Origin of the sequence: Microbacterium sp. che218 (assembly GCF_040436305.1) — a bacterium.
In the GTDB taxonomy this organism is placed as follows: domain Bacteria; phylum Actinomycetota; class Actinomycetes; order Actinomycetales; family Microbacteriaceae; genus Microbacterium; species Microbacterium algihabitans.
This window is the reverse complement of sequence record NZ_AP031501.1, coordinates 3477547-3502198: the sequence shown is the minus strand read 5'-3', so window position 1 is coordinate 3502198 and position 24652 is coordinate 3477547. Positions and strand designations below refer to the sequence as shown.

Below are 24652 nucleotides of genomic sequence, written 5' to 3'. Positions count from 1 at the left end.
CCATTGGGTGGTTGTCGCGGCGTCTCCCCCTGGAGTCCACCGCGCAGTGCTGTCGGCGCACGTCGGGGCGCACGGGCGGCGGGGCGAAACGAGGCCGGTCGGCGACACGGCTCACCCGTGTCGTTCGAAACGTCTTCGTCTCGACGGATCCGCTCCGCAGCGAGTCCCGTCGGCCGTGTGACCCGGTCATGTGACCGTTCACATTGTGTGTGTGATGCTACATCGCGGTGAGCCAGGGATGTCAAGTCCCGGCGCGTCGCGGAGGCGTCCGTTGCCGAAACGTGACGAACTCAGCGCGAGGGCGGAGCGGTCGACGAACGCACGATGAGGCGCAGATGATCGGGTTCCGAGGGCCCGACGGCATCCGATGACTCCCCCAACCTGCTCAGCAGATCGGTGATCGCGCGGGCGCCGATACCCGCGAAGTCCTGGCGCACCGTCGTCAGCGGCGGCCACAGGTGGGCGGATTCGGGCACGTCGTCGAACCCGACGACCGAAATGTCCTCCGGCACCGAGCGACCTATGGCGCGCACGGCATGCATCAACCCGAGCGCCATATGGTCGTTGCCCGCGAACACCGCCGTGGCGTCTTCGGTGCGCAACAGCTCGAGACCCGCCTCGAAGCCGAACTGCGCCGTCCAGTCGCCCAGCACCGGCGGCCGCGGGGTCAGGTCGTTCGCGTCCATCTCGGCGAGGTACCCGCGCATTCGATGATCGGCCTCGACCCAGTCCCGGGGGCCGGCGATGTGCAGGATGCGCGAGTGCCCGAGCTCGATGAGATGGCGCACGGCGGCGCGGGCGCCCGCGGTCTGGTCGTTGTGCGAACTCGACGTTCCCGTCGAGGCCACGATCTGCACCGGGACCGGGAGCTTCAGCTCATCGAGGATCGGCACCACGCGCGTCTGCGGCGCGACGGCGATCAGCCCCTCGACCGACTGCTGCATGAGGTGGTCGATCGAGGCGCGCACGTCGTCGGCGGCGCTCGTGGCCAGGTTGGTGAGGGTGAGTCGGTAGCCCGCTGCCCGAGCGACCGACTCGATCGCCTGCACCATCGCCGAGGTGCCGTGCGTGGTCATGCGCGGACCCAGCACGCCGATGAGTCGCGACCGGTTCGTCGCCAGCGCACGGGCCGCCTGGTTCGGCACGAACTTCAGTTCGGCGATCGCCGAGCGCACCTTCGCGGCCGTCTCGGGCCGCAGCTGCGGGCTGTTGTTGATCACCCGCGAGACGGTCTGGTACGACACGCCTGCGAGCCGCGCGACGTCGCGGATGCTGGGGGCCTTGCCCGTGGCATCCGGGGTCTCGGTGTCGCTCATGTCCGCCTCGTTGCGGGTCGCGCGCTGTTGCGTGACCGGTCACACGACAATAGCGGACCGTGCTCTGTTCGCTCGATCGCGGGTGGGGCGGGCACGTTCGTCGCTCTTCGCGCCCGTTCGCCCTGCTGCTCAGCGCACCGCGCCCCGGCGGAGGCGCACCTCCGCCGCGGGCACCCCCGTCACGACTCGAGGAGGGCTCGATAGAACCGGATGCCGCGGAGCCACACCTCGACGCGGATGCGTTCGTCGGGCGCGTGCAGAGCGTCGCGTTCGGCCCGCGTGAGGTGGAAGGGCGCGAAGCGGTACACCGCGTCGGTGAGACCCGTGTAGAACCGACTGTCGCTGGCACCCAACTGCAGGTACGGCAAGGGCACCACGTCGTCGCCGAGGGTCGCCGACACCGTGCGCGAGAGGCGGCGCCACGCCTCTCCGCGCCACGGCGACACCGGTGAGGGATCGTTGCCCTGGCGCAGTTCGATGTCGACGAGCGGATCGGCCACCGCGCGGCGCAGGTGCACCGAGACGTCGGCGAGCGTCTCCCCCGTCAGCAGGCGCACGTTCACGCTCGCGCGGGCGGTGGTGGCCAGCACGTTCTCGCCCGCCGAGCCCTCGAGCCGCGTCACCACGGCCGTCGTGCGCACGAGGGCGTTCGTCTCGGGTCCGAGGTGCGCGAGGGCGGCCGTCACCAGCGGGGCCGACACCGCGGTGCGGCGGAAGAGCGTCGCCAGCGGTTCGCCGGTGTGGGCCGCCGCGGTGCCGAGCATCGCCCGCACCGGCGCGGTCAGACGCCGCGGGAACGGCCGTCGACGCAGGCGGTCGATCGCGCGGGCGAGGCGAGCGGTGGCGGGCAGGCGCGGCGGGGTCGAGGCGTGTCCTCCGGCCTCTCGGGTGACGAGGTCGAAGGTCGCGACCCCGCGCTCGGCGACGCCGATCATCGCGGTCGGAGCGGCGACCCCGGGCACGGCGCCCTCGACGACGGCGCCCCCCTCGTCGAGCACGAGAGCGGGGGCGACCCCGCGTTCGGCCAGCACCGCGGCCATGGCCCGGGCACCGGTGCCGTGGGTCTCCTCGTCGTGGCCGAACGCGAGCCACACGTCGGTGCGCGGAGTCACCCCGTCGGCGAGCGCCTGCTCGACCGCCTCGAGGATCGCCACCAGGGCCCCCTTGTCGTCGATCGCACCGCGGGCGTGGATCTCGGCATCCGGACCCTCCCCCACCACCTCGGCGGCGAAGGGCGGATGCCGCCAGGGCTGGCCGTCGACCGGTACGACGTCCTGGTGCGCGAGCAGCAGGAGTGGAGCCTCGGGGCTGTCGCCCCGCCAGCGGTACAGCAACGAGCGGCCGGCCACGACCTCGCGCTCGAGGCGTTCGTGCACCAGCGGATACAGGCGAGCGAGTGCGGCGTGTAAGCGTTCGAAGGCGTCGTCGTCGACCTCGGCGGGATCGACGCGCGAGACGGTGGGGATCGACAGCAACTCGCGGAAGCGCTCGACGGGCGTCATGACCCGAGCCTAGGGGCGACCCGCGCGCGCATCGCGGCTCGATCGACCGCGATGTCGGCGGGCGCCGATACGGTGGAACCCATGACCGGACTGCACTGGGGCATCCTCGCAACGGGCGGCATCGCGCACGCCTTCACCTCCGACCTGCGTACCGCGGGCCTCGACGTCGCCGCCGTCGGCTCACGCCGCCTCGACAGCGCGCGGGCCTTCGCCGAGAAGTACGACATCCCGCACGCGCACGGCTCGTACGAAGAGCTCGTCGCCGACCCCGACGTCGACATCGTCTACATCGCGACCCCGCACCCCGGTCACGTCGACAACGCCCTGCTCGCCCTCGAGCACGGAAAGCACGTGCTCGTCGAGAAGCCCTTCACCCTCAACCAGGCCGAGGCCGCGGCCATCCGCGACGCGGCCGCAGCGAAGGGTCTGCTGGCGATGGAGGCGATGTGGACGCGGTACCTGCCCCACATGGTGCGCATCCGCGAGATCATCGCCGCCGGCACCCTCGGCGAGCTGCGCGTGGTGTCGGCCGATCACGCGCAGAAGATCTCGACCGACCCCGCTCACCGCCTCAACGACCTCGCCCTCGGCGGCGGCGCGCTGCTCGATCTGGGCATCTACCCGCTGTCGTTCGCCGTCGACGTGCTGGGCCTGCCCGAGCGCATCACCGCCGTCGCCCGCCTGTCTGACGCGGGCAGCGACGCCGAGGTCGCCACCGCGCTCGTGCACCCCGGAGGAACCGTCTCGACCACCGTGTCGTCGTCGCGCGGCGCCGGCGCGAACATCGCGCAGATCGTCGGCACCGAAGCCCGCATCGAGATCGACCGCGTCTGGTACACCCCGACCTCGTTCCGCGTCGTGCTGCCCTCGAACGAGGTCGTCGAGGAGTACACGAGCGAGGTCGAGGGCCGCGGCATGCAATACCAGGCGCTGGCCGCCGAGCGCTTCGTCGCCGCCGGAGCCGGATCCAACGACATCCTGCCCATCGACGAGACCGTCGCGATCATGGGCGTCCTCGACGAGGTGCGCCGGCAGATCGGCGTCGTCTACCCCACCGAGCGCTGAGCCCTCGAGGCGTTCCGCAACCGTTCGCGACCGACCAGACTGGACCCATGCCCGATACGCAGACCGCCCGCGTCGCCGTCTACCTCGACTTCGACAACATCGTGATGTCGTGGTACGACCGCGTCCACGGACGAAACGCCTACTCGCGCGATCGGCAGAAGATCGCCGAGAACCCCCTCGACCCCGAGATCGCGGAACGCCTCACCAAGGCGACCATCGACGTGGGTGCCGTCATCGACTACGCGGCCTCGTTCGGCACCCTGGTTCTCACGCGCGCCTACGCCGACTGGTCGTCGCCGGTCAACGCGGAGTACCGCTCGCAGCTGGTCGCCCGCGCGGTCGATCTCGTGCAGCTCTTCCCCGCGGCGGCATACGCCAAGAACGGCGCCGACATCCGCCTCGCCGTGGATGCCGTCGAAGACATGTTCCGTCTGCCCGACCTCACGCACGTCGTCATCGTCGCGGGCGACAGCGACTACGTCCCGCTCGCCCAGCGGTGCAAGCGCCTCGGCCGGTACGTCGTGGGCGTGGGAGTCGCGGGGTCGACCGCGAAGTCGCTGGCCGCGGCCTGCGACCGCTTCGACGCGTACGACTCGCTGCCGGGCATTCCGAAGTTGTCCGAGACGAAGAAGGACAGCACCCCCTCGCGCCCGCGTGCCCGCAAGCGCTCGAAAGACCCGGCCGTCGACCTTCTCGATCGCGCGATGCAGCTCGAGGCCGAGCGCGCCGACGGAGAGTGGCTGCACGCCTCCGCGGTGAAAGACCTGATGAAGCGGCTCGACCCCTCGTTCAGCGAGAAGGCACTCGGGTTCCGCAGCTTCTCCGACTTCCTCAAGGCGCAGACCGACCACGTCGAGGTCGACGAGGAGTCGAACGTCGTACAGGTCAAGGCGCTGACGCGCGGCTGACCTCCTGCCGATTGGCGCTCGCGGTCGGTGCGGGGGCGGCGCGGGAGCGGCCGTGCGCTGCGCGCGTTCGGGCAGAGCGCGCAGGTCCGCCCCTGTTGAGTGTCCAAGACATTCCGCGCCTCGCGCGGACACGCGGCGTGTTTCGGACACTCAACGGGTTACGGGGCTCCGGGCGCGGGGCCGCTCTCCGATGAGTTGAGTGCCCAAGACACCCGGATGCCGCGCGGAAACGTCCGGGTGCTTTGGACGCTCGAGAGGTAGGGCCGCGGCGGCCTCGCGCTCCCGGCACGTTCTGTCGAGTGTCCAAGACACGCCGCGCCTCTCGCGGACACGCGGCGTGTTTCGGACACCCAACGGGCTACGGGACTGCGGGAGCGGGCTCCACGCGCGGGGCGCTCCCCGGCGAGGCCAGTGTCCAAGACACCCGGATGCCGCGCGGAAACGTCCGCTGTTGTGGACGCTCAAGAGGAAGGGTCGCGGCGGCGCAGCGCAGGTATAGACGCCCGCGCGAAGCGCGAAGGACGCAACGCATCCGCCCGAGCCGCGAGACGCGCGGCGTGCGTCAGCGGCGCTCGGAGCCGGGGGCCACGTGCGACAGCACGCGCTCCCACACCGTCGTCAGAGTGACGTGGTTGTTGACCGAGGTGATCTCGGCATCCGGAACGACCTCGGCCTCGGCCGACCGCATGCGCTCGACGTACCAGTTCGCGTCGGCGACATCGGCCGGGCCGTCGCCCCCGACGACGACCAGCACCTCGGCGGCGAGGTCGTCGAGCAGGGGCGTGCGCAGGTCGCGGCTCAACGGATCGTTGGGACTCGGCACACCGACGATCGCGAGGCGGTCGACGACCTCCCCCAAGGCCGCGGCGAGGTAGATCGCGATGGCCCCGGCCGATCGCTCTCCGACGAGGCCCACGGTGACGCCCGGTGCTTCACGGGCGACGAGTTCGCGCAGCGCTTCGACGGTGAGTCCGGCGGGCGTTTGGCCGCCGAAGACCGGCGGGTCTTCGAGTTCGGGGGCGTCGAGCCCGACCGCGACGACTCTCACGTCGAATCCCGAGGTGACGCTCGCATCGGGATCGGTCGTGGAGACATCGCCGGTCCGCAGGACGAACACGGCGCGTGGTGCGCCGGGCGTTCCGAAACTGCGGTAGCCGAGCTCGCCGTCGAGCCAAGGCGCCAGACTCATCGCGTCATCCCTCCGTCGCGGCGCCGCCGCCGGGCAGCAGCGCGCGAAGCGTGTCGATCGTGTCGGCCTCGGCCGCGGTCTTGTCCGAACGGTAGGTCTTCACCCGAGCGAAGCGCAGCGCCACGCCGCCGGGGTAGCGCACGGATCGCTGCACGCCGTCGATCGCGATCTCCACGACGGTGTCGGGGACGACACGGATGCCGCCGGGAACCTCGCCCGTCTCACGCTCGGCGAAGTGTGCGGTCTGCCAGGTCAACAGCTCGTCGGTCAGTCCCTTGAAGGTCTTGCCGACCATGACGAATCCACCCGGATCGCCGAAGACGCCGTCGGGATCGCGTGCCCCGAGATGGAGGTTCGAGAACCAGCCGGCGCGGCGGCCGGAGCCGCGTTCGACCCCCATCACGACGAGGTCGAACGTGTGCACGGGCTTGACCTTCAGCCAGCTCTTGCCGCGGCGGCCTGCCGTGTAGGCGGCATCCAGCCCCTTCACCATGACGCCTTCGTGCCCCGCGGAGAGTGCATCGCGGGCGAACGTCTCGGCCTGCTCGGCATCGTCGGTGAGGATCGCCGGGATGCGCCATTCGGCGGCGATCCGCTCGAGCTCATCGAGGCGTGCGGACAGTGGCTCGTCGACGAGGTCGCGGCCGTCGACGTGGAGGATGTCGAAGAACCACGGACGCAACGCGATCGCCCGCGCGGTCTCGGCGCCGAAGCGCGCCATGGTGTCTTGGAAGGGACGCGGCCCACCGTCTTCGTCGAGCGAGAGGGTCTCGCCGTCGAGGATCACGTCGCTGACGGGCAGTGAGAGGGCGACCTCGACGATCTCGGGCACCCGGTGCGTGACGTCGGCGAGGGTGCGGGTGAACACGCGCACCTCGTCGCCGTGGCGGTGCACCTGAACGCGGGCGCCGTCGAGCTTGTACTCGACCGAGGCGCGCCCCGCGACCTCGAGCGCCTCGCGGACCGAGGTCGCCGTCGAGGCGAGCATCGGCTGCACGCCACGCAGCACGATGAGCCCCACCGCGGCCAGCTCGTCTTCGCTCCCGGTCAGCGCGACCCGGGCCGTGGCTCCGAGATCACCCGAGAGCATCGCGGCCCGTCGTACGGCTGCGCCGTCGCGCTCGGCGGCCCGGGCGACGGCATCCAGCAGCACGCCTTCGAGAGCGCCGGTGCGCAGCTCGCCCGTCATGATGCGGATGAGGAGGTTCCACTCCCCCGCCGTCGCGCGCTGGGCGAGTTCGTCGAGAAGGCTCGTGCGTGCCGCCGCGGATCCCGACCCGCCGATCCCGGTGAGGCGCGAGAACGTCTCATCGATGTCGGCGACCGTCAGCGACGGGGTCTCGGAGTGCTCCCCACCGCGCGTCGAGAGGGTGCGCCAGCCGACGCCGAGTCGCCCCTGTCGAGGGGATGCCGTGAGCAGCCCGATCGCGGGTTCGATCTCGTCGGGCTCGAGGCCGCGGAGCACCGCGGCGAGAGCGTCGATCTTGGCGAGGCGCGAACGCGTGTTCGTCACCGCCGCGAGGGCCGTCTCGATCTCTGCGAAGAGCATGGCCGAATCTTGTCAGCACCCTCCGACATCGATGACGCGGTTGCGTCGTCGCCCCTCGAATGCCTAGGGCTCGACCGACTCTCGGGGCGCGGAGCTGATCACACGTCGGTGCGGCTCGCAACCCCCGGGGCGATGTCGGAGGTCTGAGGTGTGCTGAGGACTTCCCCCAGGAATGAGGCCTCGTGAACGCTCCCGCCACTCTCGAACAGTCCGCCCGCACCGCCCGCGAGGTCTTCGGGTGGGACGACCTGCTTCCGGGTCAAGCGGAGGCGATCGACGCCGTCATCGGCGGGCGCGACACCCTCGTGGTCTTCCCCACCGGCGCGGGCAAGTCGGCGGTGTACCAGATCGCCGGCTGCGAGCTGGGCGGGGTCACGGTCGTGATCTCACCGCTGCTCGCGCTGCAGCGCGATCAGATCGACTCGATCGACGCGGCGCCCGACGCTCCGGCGGCGGTCGCCCTGAATTCGCGCACCAGCGCAGCGGGCAGGAAGCGCGCGTGGGCCGCGATCGAGGGCCCGGATGCGGTCTACGCGTTCTTCGCTCCCGAGCAGCTGGCCAACACCGAGGTGTTCGACCGGCTCGCGAAGGCCGACGTACGCCTGGTCGTCGTCGACGAGGCGCATTGCGTGTCGGCGTGGGGCCACGACTTCCGGCCCGACTACGCCCGCATCGGCGACGCGGTGGAGGCGCTGGGACATCCGCCCATCCTGGCCCTGACGACCACGGCATCCGCCCCCGTCCGCGACGACATCGTGGCCAGCCTCGGCATGCGCGAACCGCACCTCGAGGTCCGCGGAATGGACCGCCCCGAGATCCACATGGCGGTGCGCCGCCACGAGCACGACCTCGACAAGCGCCGCGCGGTGCTCGCCGATGTCCAGGATGCCGGCGGCCCGGCGCTGCTGTACGTGGCGACGCGCAAGGCAACCGACGCGTACGCCGACGAGCTCGTCGCCCTCGGTGTACGCGCGGCGCCGTACCACGGGGCGATGGCACAGAAGCGGCGTGACGAGGTGCACGCGGCCTGGAGCGCGGGCGAGCTCGACGTCGTCGTGGCGACCTCGGCGTTCGGCATGGGCGTCGACAAGTCCGACGTGCGTCTGGTCGTGCACGCCGACGTCACCGAGTCGCTCGACTCGTATGCCCAAGAGATCGGCCGGGCGGCGCGCGACGGGCAGCCCGCCCGCGCGATCCTGCACTACCGCGCCGAGGACTTCTCACTGCGCTCCTTCTTCGCCGGTGGGCACAGCAAGCGCGCCGACGTGGCCGGGGTGTGGGATGCCCTGGGCCGCGCGAAGACGCCCTTGCGGGCGAAGGCCATCGCCGAGGAGTCCGGTCGCTCGGCCCGTGCGATCGGGCGCGTGCTGAACCAGCTCGTCGCGTGCGGCCTCGCCGGCTCCGGCCCCGACGGGGCGTCGGCGGCCAAGAAGGCCTCGGCGGGAGACGCGGTCGCGGCCGTGCGAGAGCGCGATGAGGCGGAGGAGCGCATCCGCGCTTCGCGCATCGAGATCATGCGCGGCTATGCCGAGACCTCGCACTGCCGCCGCCGCGCACTGCTGGAGTACTTCGGGGTCGAGACGCCGGATGAGTGCGGGTCATGCGATCGCTGCGGCACCGCAACCACGGTGACCCCGATCGACGCCGAGCCCGCGGAGGCGGATGCCGACGGCATCCGGATCGATTCGACCGTGCAGCACGGCGAGTTCGGTGTCGGCACGGTCATGGGGATCGAGGCCGACCGGCTGACCGTGTTCTTCCCCGAGCACGGCTACAAGGTGCTCGCGCGAGCCGCCTTCGAGAGCGGCATCATGGAGCTCGGCGCAGCGGCGTAGACGCGCGGCGGGCGGAACGCGCGCGGGCGGGGGCGTTGGCGTCGGTGCTCGCGGGTCAGCGCTCGCGCGTCGCCCACCAGGCCCACGCCACGAGCGGCACCTGCAGGAACAGGCGGAGGAACCGCGCGCGATCGGTCTGCAGGCCGGGCGCTGCGCGTCCGGTGCGCCACTGGTGCACGTTGCCCGGGAACACCGCGACGAAGAACGCCGCGATCGCCGCGCCGATGCGCGACCTTTCACGGGGCAGGGCGACGAGAGCGACTCCGAGGATCACCTCGACGGCTCCGGATGCCACGACGATGGCGTCTTTGTCGGTGCGCAGCAGTCGCGTAGCCCAGCCCGGGACGACGATCCGATAGCCCCGGCGACCCCAGGTCACGTGGCTCACCCCCGCCCCGACCAGGAGGGCGGCGAGAGCTCCGCGGGCGACGGATCGGACGGTGAGGCCTCGGCGGTGCGGCATCCGCCCAGTCTTGCAGCCATCGGGAACGCCGGGGCAGGTCACCCGTCTCGGCGATCACCCCTTCGGCGCCGGCCGCCCACCCGCAGCGGCGCGCCACAGCCACTCGACGGGTCCTGTGGAGAACCGCCGGAGCCACAGGTGGGCGCTCGTCGCGACGAGTGCCGTGATGAGGGCGAACGCGGTAACCGTGACGGGGAGGCGCCATGCCTGCAGCGTCTCGCCCCACCCGAGACCCCACCCGTAGAACAGCGCCCCGCCGAGCAGGTTCTGGAGCAGGTAGGCGCTCAGCGCGACCCGCCCGATCTCGGTGAGGCGGCGCGCGACCCAGCCGTCGATTCCGCGGCGCAGGCAGATTTCGCAGACGAGTCCCAGGATGCCGAAGGCCACCACCGGTGCGACGACATACCGTTCGAGCAGCAAGCCGCCCGAAGTACCGGAAAGAGCCAGCGCGAGGTCGACCGGCGCCGCGACCGCTCCCGCGATCATGAGTCGCCGACGAATCGCCGCTCCCTCCGTCGTGAAGACGCCCGTTCGCAACAGAGCCGCCCCTGCGAGGAAGAGCGCGAGCGAAAGGAACGTGATCAGGACGGGCTCCGCCCGGAAGATCGCCGCGTTCTCGACGCGGAACATCGCGAGCCCGAGGAAGGATTCCGTCGCGTAGGGGCTCGAGCCGGAGAGCGGTGAGCCGGTGGCCTCGACGCCCGGAACCGCCGCGAGGGCGAGCACGATCGCGGAGATGAGGGCGACGTGCAGCGCTGCGAACACGACGATCATGCGTCGCTGCGCACGCGGACGGGTCAGCAACAGGAACGACACGACCGCGGCGGTCACGGCGTAGCCCATGAGCACGTCGAACTCGGCGATGAGGATGTAATTCACGACGCCATCGAGCAGCAGCAGAGCCGCCCGCACGAGGTAGCGTCCCGGCCACGGGCGGCGGGCACGCTCAGCCGAGGCGCGCTGGATCGCGAGACCGACCCCGAACGTCAGGCACAACAGGGCGAGGAACTTGCCCTGGGTGAGCGCCATCAACGTCGATTGAACGGATGCCGCGGCGGCGGACTCACCGGGAAGCACCGGCGAGGTGAGCATGCCGAGGAGGCCCCAGGGGTGGGAGAAGACCCAGATGTTGGTGCCGAGCGTGCCGACGATGGCGAGGCCGCGCACGACGTCGAGAGTCTCGATGCGCCGCGTTCCCGAGGGAACCGGCAATACGTTCGTATTGGTCACGAGCTCACCGTAGCCTATGACCGTGACCTCCGTCCCACCCCCCTCCGGCAACGGCGCCCGCGAGGGCATCGCCGACGCCGTGCTCCGCGTGCTCGCTGCACGCGGTACGGACGCGTTGAGCGTGCGCAACGTCGCCGCGGAGGCGGGGGTCTCGGTCGGAGCGGTGCAGCATCACTTCCCGACCCGCGCCAAGCTCATCGTCGGCGCGATGGATGCCGTGAACGACCGCTTCCGTGTGCGTCTGGGCGCGGCACTGACCGGCGTGGTCTCGCCCCAGACTCGCCTCGAGATCTTCTGCCACGAGCTCGCCGCCCTCGGGCCGAACGGTCGAGACGACGCGGTCGTCTGGACCGCGTTCGCGTCGAGGGCGGCCACCGATCCCGAGGTCGGGAGCATCCACGAACGCGAATGGGCACGCATCGAGGACGCGGTCTTCACCCTGTTGACCGACGCCTACCCGCGAGCCGACATCGAGCAGGACGACGCGGCCGTCGTGCTCGCCGTTCTCGACGGCATTGCCGTGGCCCGCGGCTCCGAGGGAGATGGCCGGATGCCGCCGGAGCGCGGCCGCCGGCTCATCGCCGCGGTCTTGGGCCGCTTCGACGGCCACTCCTGAGGGCTGAGCCTCAGCCCGGCGTCGGAGCCGTCCGCCGCACGAACTCGAGGTAGGCCTCGACGGTGTCGTCGGGAACGATCGCGCGCAGCACGACCTCATCGGCCGCCCCGGTGTAGGCGTCGAGGGCGTCGTCGAGCCCGGAGGCGTCGCGGATCGTTGTGTCGATGGCATCCACCCCCATCCGCTCGAAGTTCGCGGCGTAGTTGGGGAACGAGGCGTACCGGGCGGTCTCGTCATCGAGGCGTGTGCGCGCGGCGGCAGCGATGGCCGTGCGCACGTACACCGCCACATGCGTCGCGGGAGCGAGGGAGTGGAGGTCGCTCGCCTGCTGTGCCGCCTCGACGGGCGGGACCCAGTTCAGCAGCACGCCCTCGGCGAGTTCCGCCGCGGTACGGCGCATCTTGGGCCCGAGGGCTCCGACCAGCACGCGTTCGATGCCCGCACCGTGCAGCTGCTCGACGGCCTCGCGCACGCGGGCGAGGGCTCCTTGGCGGGCCATGCCCGAGCCGATGCCGATCGTCAGCCGGTCGAGCGGGAAGCCCAGCGACGACACCTCCGCCGCGATTTCCGCGGCCGGACGGCGGTCGACGGGCACGACGCCCGTGGCCAGTCGCAGCGAGTCCGTGACACGGGCCGCGGCGGCGAGCGCCGCGAGGGCGTCGCCGTCGGGGGTGTCGTTGACCCACAGGGTGTGGAAGCCGGCTGTTTCGACGGCGGGGGCGATCGCCGCGATCGCATCGGGCCCGAGCGACCCCGCGACGCCGATCGAGACGACACCGCGGGTCACGAGACGCCTCCCGCGTCGGGGATCGCGACCGCGACCTGGCCGACCGCGGAGAAGAACGCGGCGAGATCGACGTCGTCGGTCGGCAGGAGCACGACGTCGTCGACGCCCGCAGCCTGGAATCGGGCGACGCCGTCGGCGACCTCGGACACGGAGCCCGCGAGCACACGATCGGCGGCGTCTTCGCGGTCGGCGAGCACGGCGGTGGCACGCTCGCGCGCATCGGGGCCGAACGCGGCGAGAACGTAGGCGACGATGTCGGCGCGGCCCTGGCGACCCGCCCCCGCCCGCGCGTCGTTCACGGTGCGTACCGCCGCTGCGATCTCGTCGACGGTGTGCCGACTGTCGAGCACGACGCCGTCGGCCACCGCCCCCGCCAGCGCGAGCGTCTTCGGGCCTTCGGCTGCCGCATAGACGAGCGGGGCCTGGGCGGGCGGCCAATCGAGCGTGACGTCGCGGAGCTTCACGTACCGCCCCTCGGTGCTGACCGTTTCTCCGGCCAGCAGAGCGCGCAGCGCCGGGAGCTGTTCCTGCATGAGCGTCAGCGGCGAGGCCGCCTTCGCTCCCACCTGGCGCATCCAGTCCTGCACCCCGTGGCCGAAACCGGGAAGGAGTCGTCCGGGGAACATGCGCTCGATCGTGGCGACCTCCATCGCCGAGGCGGCGACGTTGCGGAGCGGGAGCGGCGCGATACCCACGCCGATGCGCAGATGGTCGGTGACAGCGAGCGCCGCGGCAGCGGCCGCCCATGCCGACGAGCGGAAGCAGTCTTCCCACAGCCACAGTTCTTCGACCCCGGCGTCTTCGGCCGCACGCGCGGCGTCGCGCAGCTCTTCGGGCGGGTGCGGGTACGGGCTGAAGATCGTGCCGATACGACTCATGCTCCTACTCTGCCTCGAACCTCCGACATCGCGTCAGGGGTGGCGCAGGTCGCCGTGCGCGTCCCACCGTCCCGCGGACCGGGCCCCGACACGCCGCACAGACCCCGCCGAATCACGGCGCGCCGCCCACGGCATCCGCACGACGGCACCCCTCGGCGGCCCCGCCGGTCGACCACCGTCCCGCGGACCGGACCCCCGACACGCCGCGCAGACCCCACGCGAACACGGCGCGCCGCCCACGGCATCCGCACGACGGCGCCCCTCGGCGGCCCCGCCGGTCGACCACCGTCCCGCGGACCGGACCCCCGACACGCCGCACAGACCCCGCCGAATCACGGCGCGCCGCCCACGGCATCCGCACGACGGCACCGCCCGACGCCCGCGCCGGTCGAACCCCGTCCCGCGGACCGGACCCCCGACACGCCGCACAGACCCCGCCGAATCACGGCGCGCCGCCCACGGCATCCGCACAACGGCACCGCTCGGCGGCCCCGCCGGTCGAACCCCGTCCCGCGGACCAGACCCCCGACACGCCGCACAGACCCCACGCGAACACGGCGCGCCGCCCACGGCATCCGCACGACGGCACCCCTCGGCGCCCGCGCCCGGCGCCGCCGGCACACACGACGACGCCCCCGGCGCCGAAGCACCGGGGGCGTCAAGAAGAGACTCGTCAGGCGGCGAGCGCCGTGATGACGGGCATGATCGTGAAGCCGGATGCCGTGGCATCCACCGTCACCGTTCCCCCGTCGACGAGCTCGCCGGCGACGAACAGATCGGCGATGCGGTCGTCGACCTCTCGCTGGATGACCCGGCGCAGCGGCCGCGCCCCGTATTCGGGCTCGTAGCCGACCTCGGCGAGGCGGTCGATCGCGGCATCCGTCACCTCGAGGGTCACCTCGCGCGAGGCGAGCCGGCGCGAGGTCGCGTTCAGCAGCAGGCGCACGATCTGGCGCAGCTGCGTCTTCTCGAGCTTGCGGAACAGCACGATGTCGTCGATGCGGTTGAGGAACTCGGGCCGCATCGCCTCGCGGAGCTTGCCCATCACGCGGTCGCGCAGGTCGTCGTCGGCGAACTCCCGGCCCGTGGTGGTGAACCCGATCGCCCCGGAGCGCGACGCGAGCACCTCGGCGCCCAGGTTCGAGGTCATCACGATGACGGTGTTGCGGAAGTCGACCGTGCGGCCCTGTCCGTCGGTCAGGCGACCGTCGTCGAGCACCTGCAGCAGCAGGGTGAACACGTCGGGGTGCGCCTTCTCGATCTCGTCGAACAGCACGACGGCGTAGGGGTTGCGGCGCACGCGCTCGGTGAGCTGGCCGGCCTCGTCGTAGCCGACGTATCCCGGAGGGGCACCGATCAGACGCGACACCGTGTGGCGCTCGCCGAACTCGCTCATGTCGAAGCGGATCACGGCGCCGTCGTCGTCGAAGAGCGACCCGGCCAGGGCTTTGGCCAGCTCGGTCTTGCCGACGCCGGTGGGTCCGAGAAACAGGAACGAACCGACCGGACGGTTCTCGTCGCCCATGCCCGTGCGGTTGCGACGCACGGCCTTCGCGACGGCGGCGACCGCGTCGTCCTGACCGATCACGCGGGCGTGCAGCTCGGTCTCGAGCTCGGCCAGGCGCCCCCGCTCGGTGGCGGTGAGGCGTGCGACGGGGATGCCGGTGGCCCGGCTGATCACCGCGGCGATCTCGGGCTCGTCGACGACGGCGGCGCCACGCGGCGCGCTGGTGGCGTCGTCGAGCCGGGCCTGCACCGCCGCGATCTCGTCGCGCAGGCGCGAGGCCTCTTCGTAGTGCTCGGCCGAGACGGCGGCGTTCTTGTCGGCCTCCAGCGTTGCGAGACGCTCGAGCAGCGACGACGTGTCGACGCTCACACCGAGGCGCAGGCGCAGGCGCGCTCCGGCCTGGTCGATCAGGTCGATGGCCTTGTCGGGCAGCACGCGGTCGCTCAGATAGCGGTCGCTGAGCTCCACCGCGGCGCGCAGGGCGTCGTCGGTGTAGGTGACGGAGTGGTGCTGCTCGTACGCCGAGCGCAGGCCGCGCAGGATCTCCACGGCATCCGGCAGCGAGGGCTCCCCCACGCGCACGGGCTGCAGGCGCCGCTCGAGGGCGGGGTCCTTCTCGATCGTGCGGTATTCGCGCAGCGTCGTCGCACCGATCAGGTGCACGTCGCCACGGGCGAGGCGCGGCTTGAGGATGTTGCCGGCGTCCATCGAGCCGTCACCACTGCCACCGGCACCGACGAGGGTGTGCACCTCGTCGATGAAGACGACGAGCTTGTCGGATGCCGCGATCTCATCCATCGTCTGGGTGAGGCGCTCTTCGAAGTCGCCGCGGTAGCGCGCCCCGGCGAGCATCGCGGCCAGGTCGATCGAGACCACGCGGGTGTCGCGGAGCTGCTCGGGAACCTCGTTCGCGACGATCGCGCGGGCGAGGCCCTCGACGACGGCGGTCTTGCCGACGCCGGCCTCGCCGATCAAGACAGGGTTGTTCTTGGTGCGGCGGCTGAGGATCTCGATGGTCTGCTCGATCTCGTCGGCGCGGCCGATGACGGGGTCGAGTTCGCCCGCCGCGGCACGAGCGGTGAGGTCGGTGCCGAAACGGTCGAGGTTCGGGGTGAAGGATGCCGACTCCCCAGCCATCTCATCGGACTCGCCGCCCATGACGGTCTCGCGCACACCCTGGGTCAGGGCCTCGGCGGTGACGCCCGCCTGCGCAAGGATCTGCCCGGCGGGGGCGTCCTGCGCGAGCACGAGGGCGAAGAACAGGTGGTCGGGGTCGACGTAGGTCGAGCCCGCGGCGCGCGCGACCTGGAAGGCGTGGAACAGCGCACGCTGCACGGAGCCTGCGACCACGGCGCCGTCGACGTTCGCGGGCGAGCCCGCGGCGGGCAGGCGGCTCTCCGCGGCCCGGGCGATGGCGCCGGGGTCGGCGCCTAGACGCGCGACGGCGTCCTTGGCGGGCGAGCGCCCGACGAGCACGTGCAGCACGTGCAGGGCGTCGAGTTCGCGCTGGCCGCGACCGAGCGCGTAGCGGCCGGCCTCTTGCAGGGCCTCCTGCGTGCGGGCGCTGAGGAAGCGGCTCAGATCGATGGACCGTTCGGCACGTGCCTGCTCGCCCGCGAGATAGCGCGCGAGGAACTCGTCGAACGACTGGGCGCCGTCTTCCCCGGCGCCGGGGGTGAAGTCTTCGGGCAATTCCGTCTCCTGTGATACGTGAGTGCGGTTCGCTCAAGTTTGCATCTTGAGCGCCGTCGTATCAACTTCAACGCGAGCCCGCCTCGGCTATTCCCGCAGGCTCGGATCCGGCTCGTTCCACAGCTCGACGGTCTGGACCAGCCAGAACACCGCGAACAGCGCGAGCGCCACCGCCTCGCCCACGAACACGACGGGGAAGCCTCCCCCGTCCACCCCGAGCACGACCCCGGCGACGAGCAGCGCGAGCGTCAGGAGGATCGCCGCCGCCACGATGCCGTAGGCGGTCCGTACGCCCCGACGGGGCGCACCGCGTGGTTGCGGGCGCCACGCGGCGAGCGCGGCGACACCCGCGATCGCGAGGAAGAACGCCACGGCGGCGACCTCGTGTGCGGCGGCGAGGAACGATTCGGGAGCCGCCGTCCCCCAGATCGCGAAGGCCGCCGTCAGCGCGAGCACGGTCCCGGCGGTGAGGAACACCCCGGGGGTCGCCGTCCCCTGCACCCGTGCGAGGACAATCGCTGCCACAACCCCGACCGCCACGATGACCACCACCGAGACCGCGTTGTTCGCCACCGTCGCCCGCACCTCGGGCGGCACGCAGCGCGCAACGCTCGGGCAGACGCCCGCGGCCACCGTCGTCGGCACGTAGGCCACCGCCAGCGCCAGCACGGCCGCGATGTCGAGGAGCCCCTGCTCGAGGCTGCGCCCCGACAGCGCGAGCAGCGCGAGGGCGATGGCGCTGAGCGCTCCGATGAAGACCGGCCCCGCAGGCGTGTAATACGCGGCGCTGACGGAGGGCAGCACTCCCCCGCCCGCGATCTGCACGCCCACCCCGACTGCGAGGAACACCGTGGCCCCGATGATCGCCAGGCGCACGTAGCGGTAGGTGCGCTGGGTCGACGTGGTGCGGATGCGCATACCGGCATCCTGCCAGGGGGCTCCGACACCGGTGCGACCCGGTTGCGGACGATGTCGGAAGTCGGTGACAGACTTCCCGCATGCGCGAATTCCTCACCGGGGCAGGGCTCCTGCTCCGCGGACTCGGTCAGTGGCGCCGCACGCCCGGGGCGATGGCGCTCGGCCTCATCCCCGGCACGCTCGTGGGCCTCGTCTTCGCGGGAGCGCTCGTCGGGTGGGGTCTCGTGCTCCCCGGGCTCGTCGACGACTGGACCCCGTTCGCCGACACGTGGGCCCCGTTCTGGGCGACGACCGTGCGCACCGCCATCGGGGTCGCCTCGTTCGGTGCCGCGCTGCTGATCGTCGTGGTGTCGTTCACCGCCGTCACCCTCGCGGTGGGCGAGCCGTTCTACGACCGCATCTGGCGCGCCACCGAGCGCAGCGTCACCGGCACCGTTCCCGACGCCGACTACGGCTTCTGGCGCGCCGTGGGCGACAGCGTGCGCCTCATCCTGCGCGGCGTCCTCGCGGCGCTGCTCGCGTGGGTGATCGGGCTCATCCCCTTCGTCGGCGGCGTCTTGGGCTTCGCCACCGGTGTCGCGTTGACCGGATGGCTGCTCGCCGACGAGCTCACCTCGCGCTCGCTCTCCGCGCGCGGTCTCGACCGACGCGCCCGGCGCGCCATCATCAAGGACCACCGCGCCCGGGCCCTCGGTTTCGGCGTGGCGACCCAGCTGTGCTTCCTCGTGCCGCTCGGGGCCGTCGCCGTCATGCCCGCGGCCGTGGCCGGCAGCACGCTGTGGACGCTGTCGGTGCTCGGCGGTCCCGTCCGGCCCGGCGCCGGGCCCGTGGCATCCGGAACAGACCCTCGGGAACACCCCGCCGCCGCCACGCCGCCCCCGCCCGCGGACCGGAGCGCCGACGCGGCACGATAGCCTGGAGCGACCGAAGGGAACCCCATGTTCATCGTCTCGCTCATCCTGTTCGTCGGCGGCATGCTGCTCACCGGACTGTCGTTCTCGCTCGCCGCACCCGCGCTGTTCTTCGCGCTCGGCATCATCCTCGTCTCGGCCTCGCTGGCCCTGCCGTTCCACTTCGGCACCCGGTAACCAGTCACCGCCCGATGACGGGCACGTTCGAACCCCGGCCCGGGTAGCGTGGCACGGTGCCCTTCTCGTTCGACGCTCTCCGCCGCAGACCCGATCTCGAAGGCCCCGACCTCGTCGCGGTCGACGCGGCGGATCGACTGATCCTCGACGAATCCGCTGACGACCGCGCCCGCGTCGGCGAGAGAGAACTCGTCGTGATCGGCGACGCCTTCGGCGCTCTCACCCTGGGCGCGGCGGATGCCGGGGCTCGCGGCATCCGCGTGCATCAAGACGAGGTCCTCGGCGAAGAGGCGCTCCGCGCCAACGCGGCCGAGGCGGATCTCCACGACGCGTTCACCTCGCACGCCCTCGACGCGTCGCTGCTCTCCGGCGCCCGCGTCGTGCTGCTGCGCCTGCCCCGATCGCTGCGCGCCCTCGCCGACATCGCGGGCCTGATCGCCCTGCACGCGCACCCCGACGTCGTCCTGTACGCCGGCGGGCGCCTCAAGCACATGACCGTGACCATGAACGACGTGCTGCGCAAGAGGTTCGACCGCCTCGACGTCAGCCACGCGCGGCAGAAGTCCCGCGTGCTGATCGCGCGCGGCCCGCACGACGGCGTCGAGCCCGAACCGGATGCCGCGGAGGTCGACGGCATTCGGATCAGAGCTTTCGGCGGCGCCTTCGCCGGCGCCTCGATCGACATCGGCACGCGCCTGCTCCTGGCGCACCTCCCCGCTCCCCACGATGGGCGTGCGATCGACCTCGCCTGCGGCACGGGGGTCGTCGCCGCCGCCCTGGCCGTGCGGCATCCGTCGCTCGAGGTCATCGCGTGCGACCAGTCGGCCCTCGCCGTCGCGTCGGCCCGCGCCACCGCCGAAGCCAACGGCGTCGCCGACCGCGTGCAGGTCGTGCGCGACGACATGATGCGATCGCAGCCGGATGCCACGGCGACTCTCATCGCGCTGAATCCGCCCTTCCACTCCGGCGCCGCGGTCACCGACCAGCTCGCTCCGCGCATGTTCGCCGACGCCGCCCGCGTGCTCGCCCCCGGCGGGGAGCTGTGGACCGTGTGGAACTCCGCCCTGCAGTACCGGCCCGCCCTCGAGCGCCTGGTCGGACCGACCCGTCAGGTCGCGCGCGACCGCAAGTTCACGGTGACGGTGTCGACGAAGCGCTGACGCAAGCCGTGGCCCCGCGGCCCGGTCGGGCGTAGATTTCCCTCGACCGCGACGAAGGGGGCGAGCATGGGCGTGCGCATGATCTCCGCGCCGCTCGGCGCCCTCGGACTCGCCGTCATCACGACGGCGGCCCTGCTCGCCGCGGCGCCGGCGCCGGCGCCGCCCGCTGCCGCACCCGACGACCCATTCGCCGCGAGCATGGCGACCGCGCTGCTCGCGGACTGCTCGAGCATCAGCGGCACAGGACGCGAGTACGCCCGCATCCATTCGATCGATCTCTGCGGCGCCGATATCACCCCCGAGGATCAGCCCCTGCGCACCGAAGCGGTCGGCGGCGAGGAGTGCGGCAGCGTGACGTTGACGATGGAGAGCCGCGGCGGAGGCTTGGCGGCCATCGACTGGCGCGCCACCTCGACCACCGGGCCGATCCAGCGGATCGACATCGACGTTTGGTATTCGAGCCGCAACGGGGGTGCGATGCACCGCTTCAGCGACGCGACGCCCACCCTGCACGCGAGCGGCGGCACGGTCGAGCTGCTCGACACGGGGGTCGCCGGGGCGACGGTGTCGGGCACCGTCCAGACCTTCACCGCGACGTGCCGCATCGCGCCGTCGGCGGTGCGCATCCACGTGCGCTGAGCTCGAGACGGACTCAGCCCTTGCCGCCCGGCGGGCCCACGATCAGCAGCACGACGAACACGAGCGCCACGGCGGCGACCAGCGCGAGGGCCAGCGCCCACGGACGCCGCAGGAAGAAGCGCAGCAGTCGGTCGAGGGGCCGCTGATCGCGCGGGTCGTCGGTGGCGTCGAGACGCCAGTCTCCGCGCAGGCGCCCGGTACGGTGCAGCCAGATCTCGGTCGGAACCGTCGCGTAGGGGATGACGGCGCTCGCCACGGCCACGACGGCGGGGCCGACACCCCAGCGCTGGTTGAGCGCGACGAGCACGGCGGTGGCGCCGTAGGCCAAGAAAACGAAGCCGTGGAGGGAGCCGCCGATGGTCACGGCGAGCGGCAGATCGGCGACCGCGCGCAGGATCAGGCCGCCGATGAGCAGCGTCCACGAGATCGCCTCGGCGATCGCGAGCGTGCGGAACAGGGTCAGGGGCGTGCGGAACACGTCTCTCCTCGCGAGTCGGGGGCTTTCAGCCTACGGATGCCGCTGACGGCGCCCGTGCGCTCCCCTCGACGTCGAGAGGTCACTCGATCGGCTGATCGTCCCCGTCGAGGGAGTCGTCGGATCGGTCGGCCTCGGCCGCGGTCGTGGTGTCGGGCTCGGGGCCGGGCTCGATCGGCCCCTTCTCGCGTTCGGCGTCCATGCCCCCAGCCCAGCAGATCGAGCGACGGATGCCACCTCCTTGACGCCGCGGCATCCGGAACCCTCTCCCCGTGCCGGACGGGAGAGCGAACACGCGAAGCGTAGGCTGGTGGGGTGGCGGAATCCCGGGGGCGCGTGTGGACCGGGGTGATCCGGGTCGGACCCCGTCAGGGAGACCACCGGGTCGCGGTGCGCGCCGTTCTCAGCGTCGGCGTGCCGCTCCTCGTACTGCTGCTGATCGGCCGCCTCGACCTCAGCGTCTACGCCAGCTTCGGCGCGTTCGCGGCACTCTACGGTCGCACCGACCAGCCGCGTCCGCGCGTGATCATGCAGGCGACGGCGGGTGCGATCCTCGTCTCGTCGATGATGATCGGCACGGTCGTGTCGGCGTTGTCGAGCCCCGCCGTCGTGGGCGTCGTGGTCGTGGCGGCGATCGCTGCGGCCGTCACCCTCTTCGCCTACCGCTCGCAGTGGCATCCGCCCGGAGCGCTCTTCGCGGTGTTCGCCGGCGGTGCGACGGCGAGCCTTCCGGCCGGCTGGTCGTCGCTGCTGCTGGTGTTGCTCGTCGGCGGCGCGAGCGTCGCGTGGAGCCTCATCGTCACCGTTGCCTTCGTGCTCGCCCGCCGAGGATCGTGGGCGCGCCCCACCCGCCCCCGACCGTCGATCGGCCCGGTGGCGTGGGAGATGACCGCCACTGTCGGCGTCGCCGCCCTGCTCGCAGGTCTCGCGGGGGCCCTGCTCGTGGGCACTCATTGGTACTGGGCCATGGTCGGTGCGGTCGCAGCCGTCGGCGGCGCGCACGTGACGGCGCGGCTCATCCGCGGAGCCCAGCGACTGCTCGGGACCCTGCTGGGCGTGCTGATCGCGGCGGGACTGCTCGCGCTGCACCTTCCGCCGTGGCTCACGATCCTCGTGGCCGTGGCGTTCCAGGCGCTGTCGGAGCTGTTCGTGGGCCGCAACTACGGCATCGCAATGGTCTTCGTCACCCCGCTCGCCCTGCTGATGATCTCGCTGGCCTCACCCGCGACGCCCGAGATGCTGCTGCGCGACCGCGTGATCGAGACGATCATCGGCGTCGCGGTCGGCACCGTCGTCGCGATCGTGTCGGCGGCGTTGCGTCGCCGCACCGCGAGAGGATGACCGTCATGAACGACCGCCCATCCCGCACCCTCGGGCACGACGCCGCCGAGCGGATCAGTGCCGGATGCTACGGCGCCCTGGTCTCGGCATCCACCCTCATCGGCCTGGGCACCACCGACCTCGCGCTGGTGATCGCGGTGGTCGCGCTCACGAACGTCGTGTATTTCGCCACGCACGTGTTCGCCTCCTCGCTGGGCGACACCTCGACGGACCGCCCCGGGCGCATCTTCCTGCACCACCTGCGCGTGAGCGCGCCGATGGTGTCGGTGACCTTCCTCCCCCTGCTGGTCGTCGTCGTGCTCGTCGCGTTCGGTGTGTCGCTGCCCACCGCGCTGCTGTGGGGCGTCGGCGTCGCCATGGCGTACCTCGTCGTGGTCGCGACCGCCGGAGCACGCCTCCGCGGCTACTCGGCCCTCGGGGTCGTGCTGACGGCGGTGGGCGCGGCGATCGTGTCGGCGCTGCTCATCTCGGCGAAGTTGATGCTGCATTGACCGGCCGCCGCGCCCTGGTGGTCGGCGCGTGCAGATGACGGGCTAGCCACAGGCCGCCGAGGTGGCCGACGACGACATCCTGCCGATCCGGCACATCAACGAGCGCGTCGGCTCGGACTCCGGCGAGATGCGCACGACGCTGTCGTCCTTCAGCGTGCTTCGCGACGACGCGTGACAGGCTTGACCCTCGTGACGACTTCCCCCTCTCCCGACCGGGCCGTAGCGCTGACCGTGGTCGGCGCCATCAACGTCGACCTCACCGCGCGGGTGCAGCGCGCTCCCGGCGCGGGCGAGACCGTCGCCGACGGCGTGCTCCAGCGCGGACCCGGCGGCAAGGGCGCGAATCAGGCGGTCGCCGCGGCCCGCCTCGGCGCCGACGTGCGGCTGATCGGCGGAGTCGGCGACGACCCCGACGGCCGCGGCATCCGGGATCAGCTGGCGGAGGTCGGCGTCGACGCCTCGGGCGTGCAGACCACCGCGGCGGCAACCGGCACCGCCCTCATCGTCGTCGACGCGACGGGCGAGAACTCGATCGTCGTGTGCGCGGGCGCGAACGCGGCGATCGACGCCGAGTCCCTGGGCATCGAGCCCGACTCCGCGGTGCTCGCGCAATTGGAGGTGGCGGATGCCGTGGTCTCGGCCGCCGCGCGCGCCGCGGGCTTCCTCGCGCTCAACGCCGCCCCGGCGCGAGCCCTCCCCCGCGACCTGCTCGAGAAGTGCGACCTCGTCATCGTGAACGAGACGGAATACGCGCAGCTGCCCGAGGTGCACGATGCTCCGCTGCTGTGCGTCACGCTCGGCGCCGCGGGAGCACGCCTGTATCGGCACGGCGAGCTCGTGGCATCCGCCCCCGGGGTCACGACGACCGTGCGCAACACCGTCGGCGCGGGCGATGCCTTCTGCGCGGCGCTCGTCGTCGGGCTCCTGCGCGGCGACGCCGAGGCCGACGCGCTCGCCCGCGCGTGCGCCGTCGGTGCCGCGGCCGTCGCCGACGACGCCTCGCAACCGGCGCTCGACGCCCTCGACATGTACGGAGTGACCGCATGAGCCGCCGGCCGATCCTCGTCGACTGCGACACCGGCATCGACGATGCCCTCGCCCTCGCCTATCTGCTGGCCGAGCCCTCGGTCGAGATCGTCGGAGTGACGACGGTTTCGGGGAACACGGATGCCGCCCGCGCGGCCGCCAACACCCTCTCGCTGTTCGAGCTCGCCGGGGTCGACGGCATCCCCGTCGCGGTCGGCGCGCACGACTTCCGCGGCCGCTCCTATGCGGGCGGCGCTCCACATGTGCACGGAGACGACGGCGTGGGCGGAATCGCGCTCGCGACCGCCGCTCAGCTGCACGACGCCCGCCCCGCGGTCGAGCTCATCGACCACCTCGCGGCACGGCATCCGGATCTCACCGTGCTCGCCCTCGGACCGCTCACCAACCTGGCCGCCTACGCCGAGTCGCCGGGCGTCGCCCGCTTCGACCACCTCGTGGTGATGGGCGGCGCGTTCGGACACTCGGGCAACGTCACGGCGTGGGCCGAGGCGAACATTCACAACGACCCCGAGTCGGCCGCCGTCGTGTTCGCGCAGGACTGGGACACCACGCTCGTCCCGCTCGATGTGACGATGACGCAGACGCTGGATGCGGCCGACCTCGTGCGACTCGAGGCGATCCCCGGGGCGCTCCCCCACGCGCTGGCCCGCATGCTGCCGGCCTACCTCGACTTCTACGCCGGTCGCGTGTTCGCCGACCGGCGGTGCGCCCTGCACGACCCGCTCGCCGCGATGGTGGCCGCCGGCGTGCTGCGCGGCGTCAGCGTCGCCTCGGGCCAGGTCGAGGTGCGCCTCGAGCGCGGCGAGCGCGGCCGCACGGTGTCGTCGCGCGGCTCCGAGACGCAACGCTGGGTGCGCGCCATGGAGGGATCGGCGGTCGAGGTGCTGCTCGACGCGCTCGAGGCGCGGGAGTGGCCGGGCTGAGCGGCGCCCCACCCGCTGGGGTGTGACTACGCT

The 24652-nt window shown here is 72.1% G+C and carries 23 protein-coding genes; 12 read left to right on the top strand and 11 right to left on the bottom strand.

What is annotated here, in order from left to right:
* Window positions 1-290 precede the first annotated feature (290 nt).
* Complete coding sequence (locus ABXS86_RS16535; protein WP_307212526.1) at window positions 291-1316, bottom strand: LacI family DNA-binding transcriptional regulator; 1026 nt, start codon at window positions 1314-1316, stop codon at window positions 291-293.
* 179 nt (window positions 1317-1495) lie between these two features.
* Window positions 1496-2818 (bottom strand): M20/M25/M40 family metallo-hydrolase, encoded by a 1323-nt coding sequence (locus ABXS86_RS16530; RefSeq protein ID WP_353665177.1) that lies wholly within the window; start codon window positions 2816-2818, stop codon window positions 1496-1498.
* A gap of 81 nt (window positions 2819-2899) precedes the next feature.
* Here ABXS86_RS16530 and ABXS86_RS16525 point away from each other — a divergent pair, with 81 nt between their 5' ends.
* Both ABXS86_RS16525 and ABXS86_RS16520 read left to right on the top strand, forming a co-directional pair.
* On the top strand, window positions 2900-3883 hold the full coding sequence (locus tag ABXS86_RS16525; protein WP_353665176.1) for a Gfo/Idh/MocA family protein: 984 nt from the start codon (window positions 2900-2902) through the stop codon (window positions 3881-3883).
* Between the two features lie 47 nt (window positions 3884-3930).
* Window positions 3931-4791, top strand: a complete 861-nt coding sequence (locus ABXS86_RS16520) for an NYN domain-containing protein (RefSeq protein WP_144834176.1) — start codon at window positions 3931-3933, stop codon at window positions 4789-4791.
* 562 nt (window positions 4792-5353) lie between these two features.
* Here ABXS86_RS16520 and ABXS86_RS16515 read toward each other — a convergent pair.
* Window positions 5354-5980 (bottom strand): hypothetical protein, encoded by a 627-nt coding sequence (locus tag ABXS86_RS16515; protein WP_307212536.1) that lies wholly within the window; start codon window positions 5978-5980, stop codon window positions 5354-5356.
* Between the two features lie 4 nt (window positions 5981-5984).
* Window positions 5985-7529, bottom strand: coding sequence for an ATP-dependent DNA ligase (locus ABXS86_RS16510; RefSeq protein ID WP_307212539.1), 1545 nt, complete (start codon window positions 7527-7529; stop codon window positions 5985-5987).
* Window positions 7530-7711: 182 nt separating this feature from the next.
* Here ABXS86_RS16510 and ABXS86_RS16505 point away from each other — a divergent pair, with 182 nt between their 5' ends.
* Entirely contained in the window at window positions 7712-9364 is a 1653-nt protein-coding gene (locus tag ABXS86_RS16505) for a RecQ family ATP-dependent DNA helicase (RefSeq protein ID WP_353665175.1), read from the top strand.
* Between the two features lie 55 nt (window positions 9365-9419).
* Here the strand turns inward: ABXS86_RS16505 and ABXS86_RS16500 are convergent, their stop codons facing one another.
* Together ABXS86_RS16500 and ABXS86_RS16495 are read right to left on the bottom strand one after the other, a co-directional pair.
* Complete coding sequence (locus ABXS86_RS16500; RefSeq protein WP_144834169.1) at window positions 9420-9827, bottom strand: hypothetical protein; 408 nt, start codon at window positions 9825-9827, stop codon at window positions 9420-9422.
* A gap of 54 nt (window positions 9828-9881) precedes the next feature.
* Entirely contained in the window at window positions 9882-11057 is a 1176-nt protein-coding gene (locus tag ABXS86_RS16495) for a DUF418 domain-containing protein (protein ID WP_353665174.1), read from the bottom strand.
* A 22-nt stretch (window positions 11058-11079) separates the two neighbouring features.
* Between ABXS86_RS16495 and ABXS86_RS16490 the strand changes: the two genes are divergently transcribed.
* Window positions 11080-11673 carry a TetR/AcrR family transcriptional regulator gene (locus tag ABXS86_RS16490; RefSeq protein WP_353665173.1) on the top strand — a complete coding sequence of 198 codons (594 nt, stop codon included), beginning with the start codon at window positions 11080-11082 and terminating at the stop codon, window positions 11671-11673.
* A gap of 10 nt (window positions 11674-11683) precedes the next feature.
* Here ABXS86_RS16490 and ABXS86_RS16485 read toward each other — a convergent pair whose 3' ends face one another.
* The 4 genes from ABXS86_RS16485 to ABXS86_RS16470 form a co-directional block, all read right to left on the bottom strand.
* Window positions 11684-12460 carry an LLM class flavin-dependent oxidoreductase gene (locus ABXS86_RS16485; RefSeq protein WP_307212554.1) on the bottom strand — a complete coding sequence of 259 codons (777 nt, stop codon included), beginning with the start codon at window positions 12458-12460 and terminating at the stop codon, window positions 11684-11686.
* Window positions 12457-13338, bottom strand: a complete 882-nt coding sequence (locus ABXS86_RS16480) for an LLM class flavin-dependent oxidoreductase (protein ID WP_353665172.1) — start codon at window positions 13336-13338, stop codon at window positions 12457-12459. Before ABXS86_RS16480 ends, ABXS86_RS16485 begins: the two co-directional genes overlap by 4 nt.
* A 673-nt stretch (window positions 13339-14011) precedes the next feature.
* On the bottom strand, window positions 14012-16537 hold the full coding sequence (locus tag ABXS86_RS16475; protein ID WP_353665171.1) for an ATP-dependent Clp protease ATP-binding subunit: 2526 nt from the start codon (window positions 16535-16537) through the stop codon (window positions 14012-14014).
* A gap of 87 nt (window positions 16538-16624) precedes the next feature.
* Window positions 16625-17455, bottom strand: coding sequence for a hypothetical protein (locus tag ABXS86_RS16470; RefSeq protein ID WP_353665170.1), 831 nt, complete (start codon window positions 17453-17455; stop codon window positions 16625-16627).
* 80 nt (window positions 17456-17535) lie between these two features.
* Between ABXS86_RS16470 and ABXS86_RS16465 the strand changes: the two genes are divergently transcribed.
* The 4 genes from ABXS86_RS16465 (at window position 17536) to ABXS86_RS16450 (ending at window position 20342) form a co-directional block, all read left to right on the top strand.
* Window positions 17536-18369 (top strand): EI24 domain-containing protein, encoded by an 834-nt coding sequence (locus tag ABXS86_RS16465; protein ID WP_307212565.1) that lies wholly within the window; start codon window positions 17536-17538, stop codon window positions 18367-18369.
* 24 nt (window positions 18370-18393) lie between these two features.
* On the top strand, window positions 18394-18543 hold the full coding sequence (locus ABXS86_RS16460) for a hypothetical protein (protein ID WP_013585971.1): 150 nt from the start codon (window positions 18394-18396) through the stop codon (window positions 18541-18543).
* A 56-nt stretch (window positions 18544-18599) separates the two neighbouring features.
* Window positions 18600-19703 (top strand): class I SAM-dependent methyltransferase, encoded by a 1104-nt coding sequence (locus ABXS86_RS16455; protein ID WP_353665169.1) that lies wholly within the window; start codon window positions 18600-18602, stop codon window positions 19701-19703.
* A gap of 66 nt (window positions 19704-19769) precedes the next feature.
* Window positions 19770-20342 (top strand): hypothetical protein, encoded by a 573-nt coding sequence (locus ABXS86_RS16450; RefSeq protein WP_353665168.1) that lies wholly within the window; start codon window positions 19770-19772, stop codon window positions 20340-20342.
* Between the two features lie 13 nt (window positions 20343-20355).
* Here ABXS86_RS16450 and ABXS86_RS16445 read toward each other — a convergent pair whose 3' ends face one another.
* On the bottom strand, window positions 20356-20820 hold the full coding sequence (locus ABXS86_RS16445; RefSeq protein WP_307212575.1) for a DUF3817 domain-containing protein: 465 nt from the start codon (window positions 20818-20820) through the stop codon (window positions 20356-20358).
* A 312-nt stretch (window positions 20821-21132) separates the two neighbouring features.
* On the opposite strand from ABXS86_RS16445, the gene ABXS86_RS16440 reads away from it, so the two are divergent.
* The 4 genes from ABXS86_RS16440 (at window position 21133) to ABXS86_RS16425 (ending at window position 24619) form a co-directional block, all read left to right on the top strand.
* Window positions 21133-22158, top strand: a complete 1026-nt coding sequence (locus ABXS86_RS16440) for an FUSC family protein (RefSeq protein ID WP_353665167.1) — start codon at window positions 21133-21135, stop codon at window positions 22156-22158.
* A gap of 5 nt (window positions 22159-22163) precedes the next feature.
* Window positions 22164-22649 carry a hypothetical protein gene (locus ABXS86_RS16435; RefSeq protein WP_307212582.1) on the top strand — a complete coding sequence of 162 codons (486 nt, stop codon included), beginning with the start codon at window positions 22164-22166 and terminating at the stop codon, window positions 22647-22649.
* A 189-nt stretch (window positions 22650-22838) separates the two neighbouring features.
* Window positions 22839-23696, top strand: a complete 858-nt coding sequence (locus ABXS86_RS16430; RefSeq protein ID WP_353665166.1) for a PfkB family carbohydrate kinase — start codon at window positions 22839-22841, stop codon at window positions 23694-23696.
* A complete protein-coding gene (locus ABXS86_RS16425) occupies window positions 23693-24619 on the top strand; it encodes a nucleoside hydrolase (protein WP_353665165.1) in 927 nt (308 codons plus the stop codon). The genes ABXS86_RS16430 and ABXS86_RS16425 overlap by 4 nt, the downstream gene beginning before the upstream one ends.
* The last annotated feature ends 33 nt before the right edge of the window (window positions 24620-24652 follow it).

Coding starts and splice junctions, on each gene's coding strand:
- ABXS86_RS16535 (WP_307212526.1), bottom strand. CDS start 1,316: ATGAGCGACACCGAGACCCCGGATGCCACGGGCAAGGCCCCCAGCATC.
- ABXS86_RS16530 (WP_353665177.1), bottom strand. CDS start 2,818: ATGACGCCCGTCGAGCGCTTCCGCGAGTTGCTGTCGATCCCCACCGTC.
- ABXS86_RS16525 (WP_353665176.1), top strand. CDS start 2,900: ATGACCGGACTGCACTGGGGCATCCTCGCAACGGGCGGCATCGCGCAC.
- ABXS86_RS16520 (WP_144834176.1), top strand. CDS start 3,931: ATGCCCGATACGCAGACCGCCCGCGTCGCCGTCTACCTCGACTTCGAC.
- ABXS86_RS16515 (WP_307212536.1), bottom strand. CDS start 5,980: ATGAGTCTGGCGCCTTGGCTCGACGGCGAGCTCGGCTACCGCAGTTTC.
- ABXS86_RS16510 (WP_307212539.1), bottom strand. CDS start 7,529: ATGCTCTTCGCAGAGATCGAGACGGCCCTCGCGGCGGTGACGAACACG.
- ABXS86_RS16500 (WP_144834169.1), bottom strand. CDS start 9,827: ATGCCGCACCGCCGAGGCCTCACCGTCCGATCCGTCGCCCGCGGAGCT.
- ABXS86_RS16480 (WP_353665172.1), bottom strand. CDS start 13,338: ATGAGTCGTATCGGCACGATCTTCAGCCCGTACCCGCACCCGCCCGAA.
- ABXS86_RS16470 (WP_353665170.1), bottom strand. CDS start 17,455: ATGCGCATCCGCACCACGTCGACCCAGCGCACCTACCGCTACGTGCGC.
- ABXS86_RS16465 (WP_307212565.1), top strand. CDS start 17,536: ATGCGCGAATTCCTCACCGGGGCAGGGCTCCTGCTCCGCGGACTCGGT.
- ABXS86_RS16460 (WP_013585971.1), top strand. CDS start 18,394: ATGTTCATCGTCTCGCTCATCCTGTTCGTCGGCGGCATGCTGCTCACC.
- ABXS86_RS16450 (WP_353665168.1), top strand. CDS start 19,770: ATGGGCGTGCGCATGATCTCCGCGCCGCTCGGCGCCCTCGGACTCGCC.
- ABXS86_RS16435 (WP_307212582.1), top strand. CDS start 22,164: ATGAACGACCGCCCATCCCGCACCCTCGGGCACGACGCCGCCGAGCGG.
- ABXS86_RS16425 (WP_353665165.1), top strand. CDS start 23,693: ATGAGCCGCCGGCCGATCCTCGTCGACTGCGACACCGGCATCGACGAT.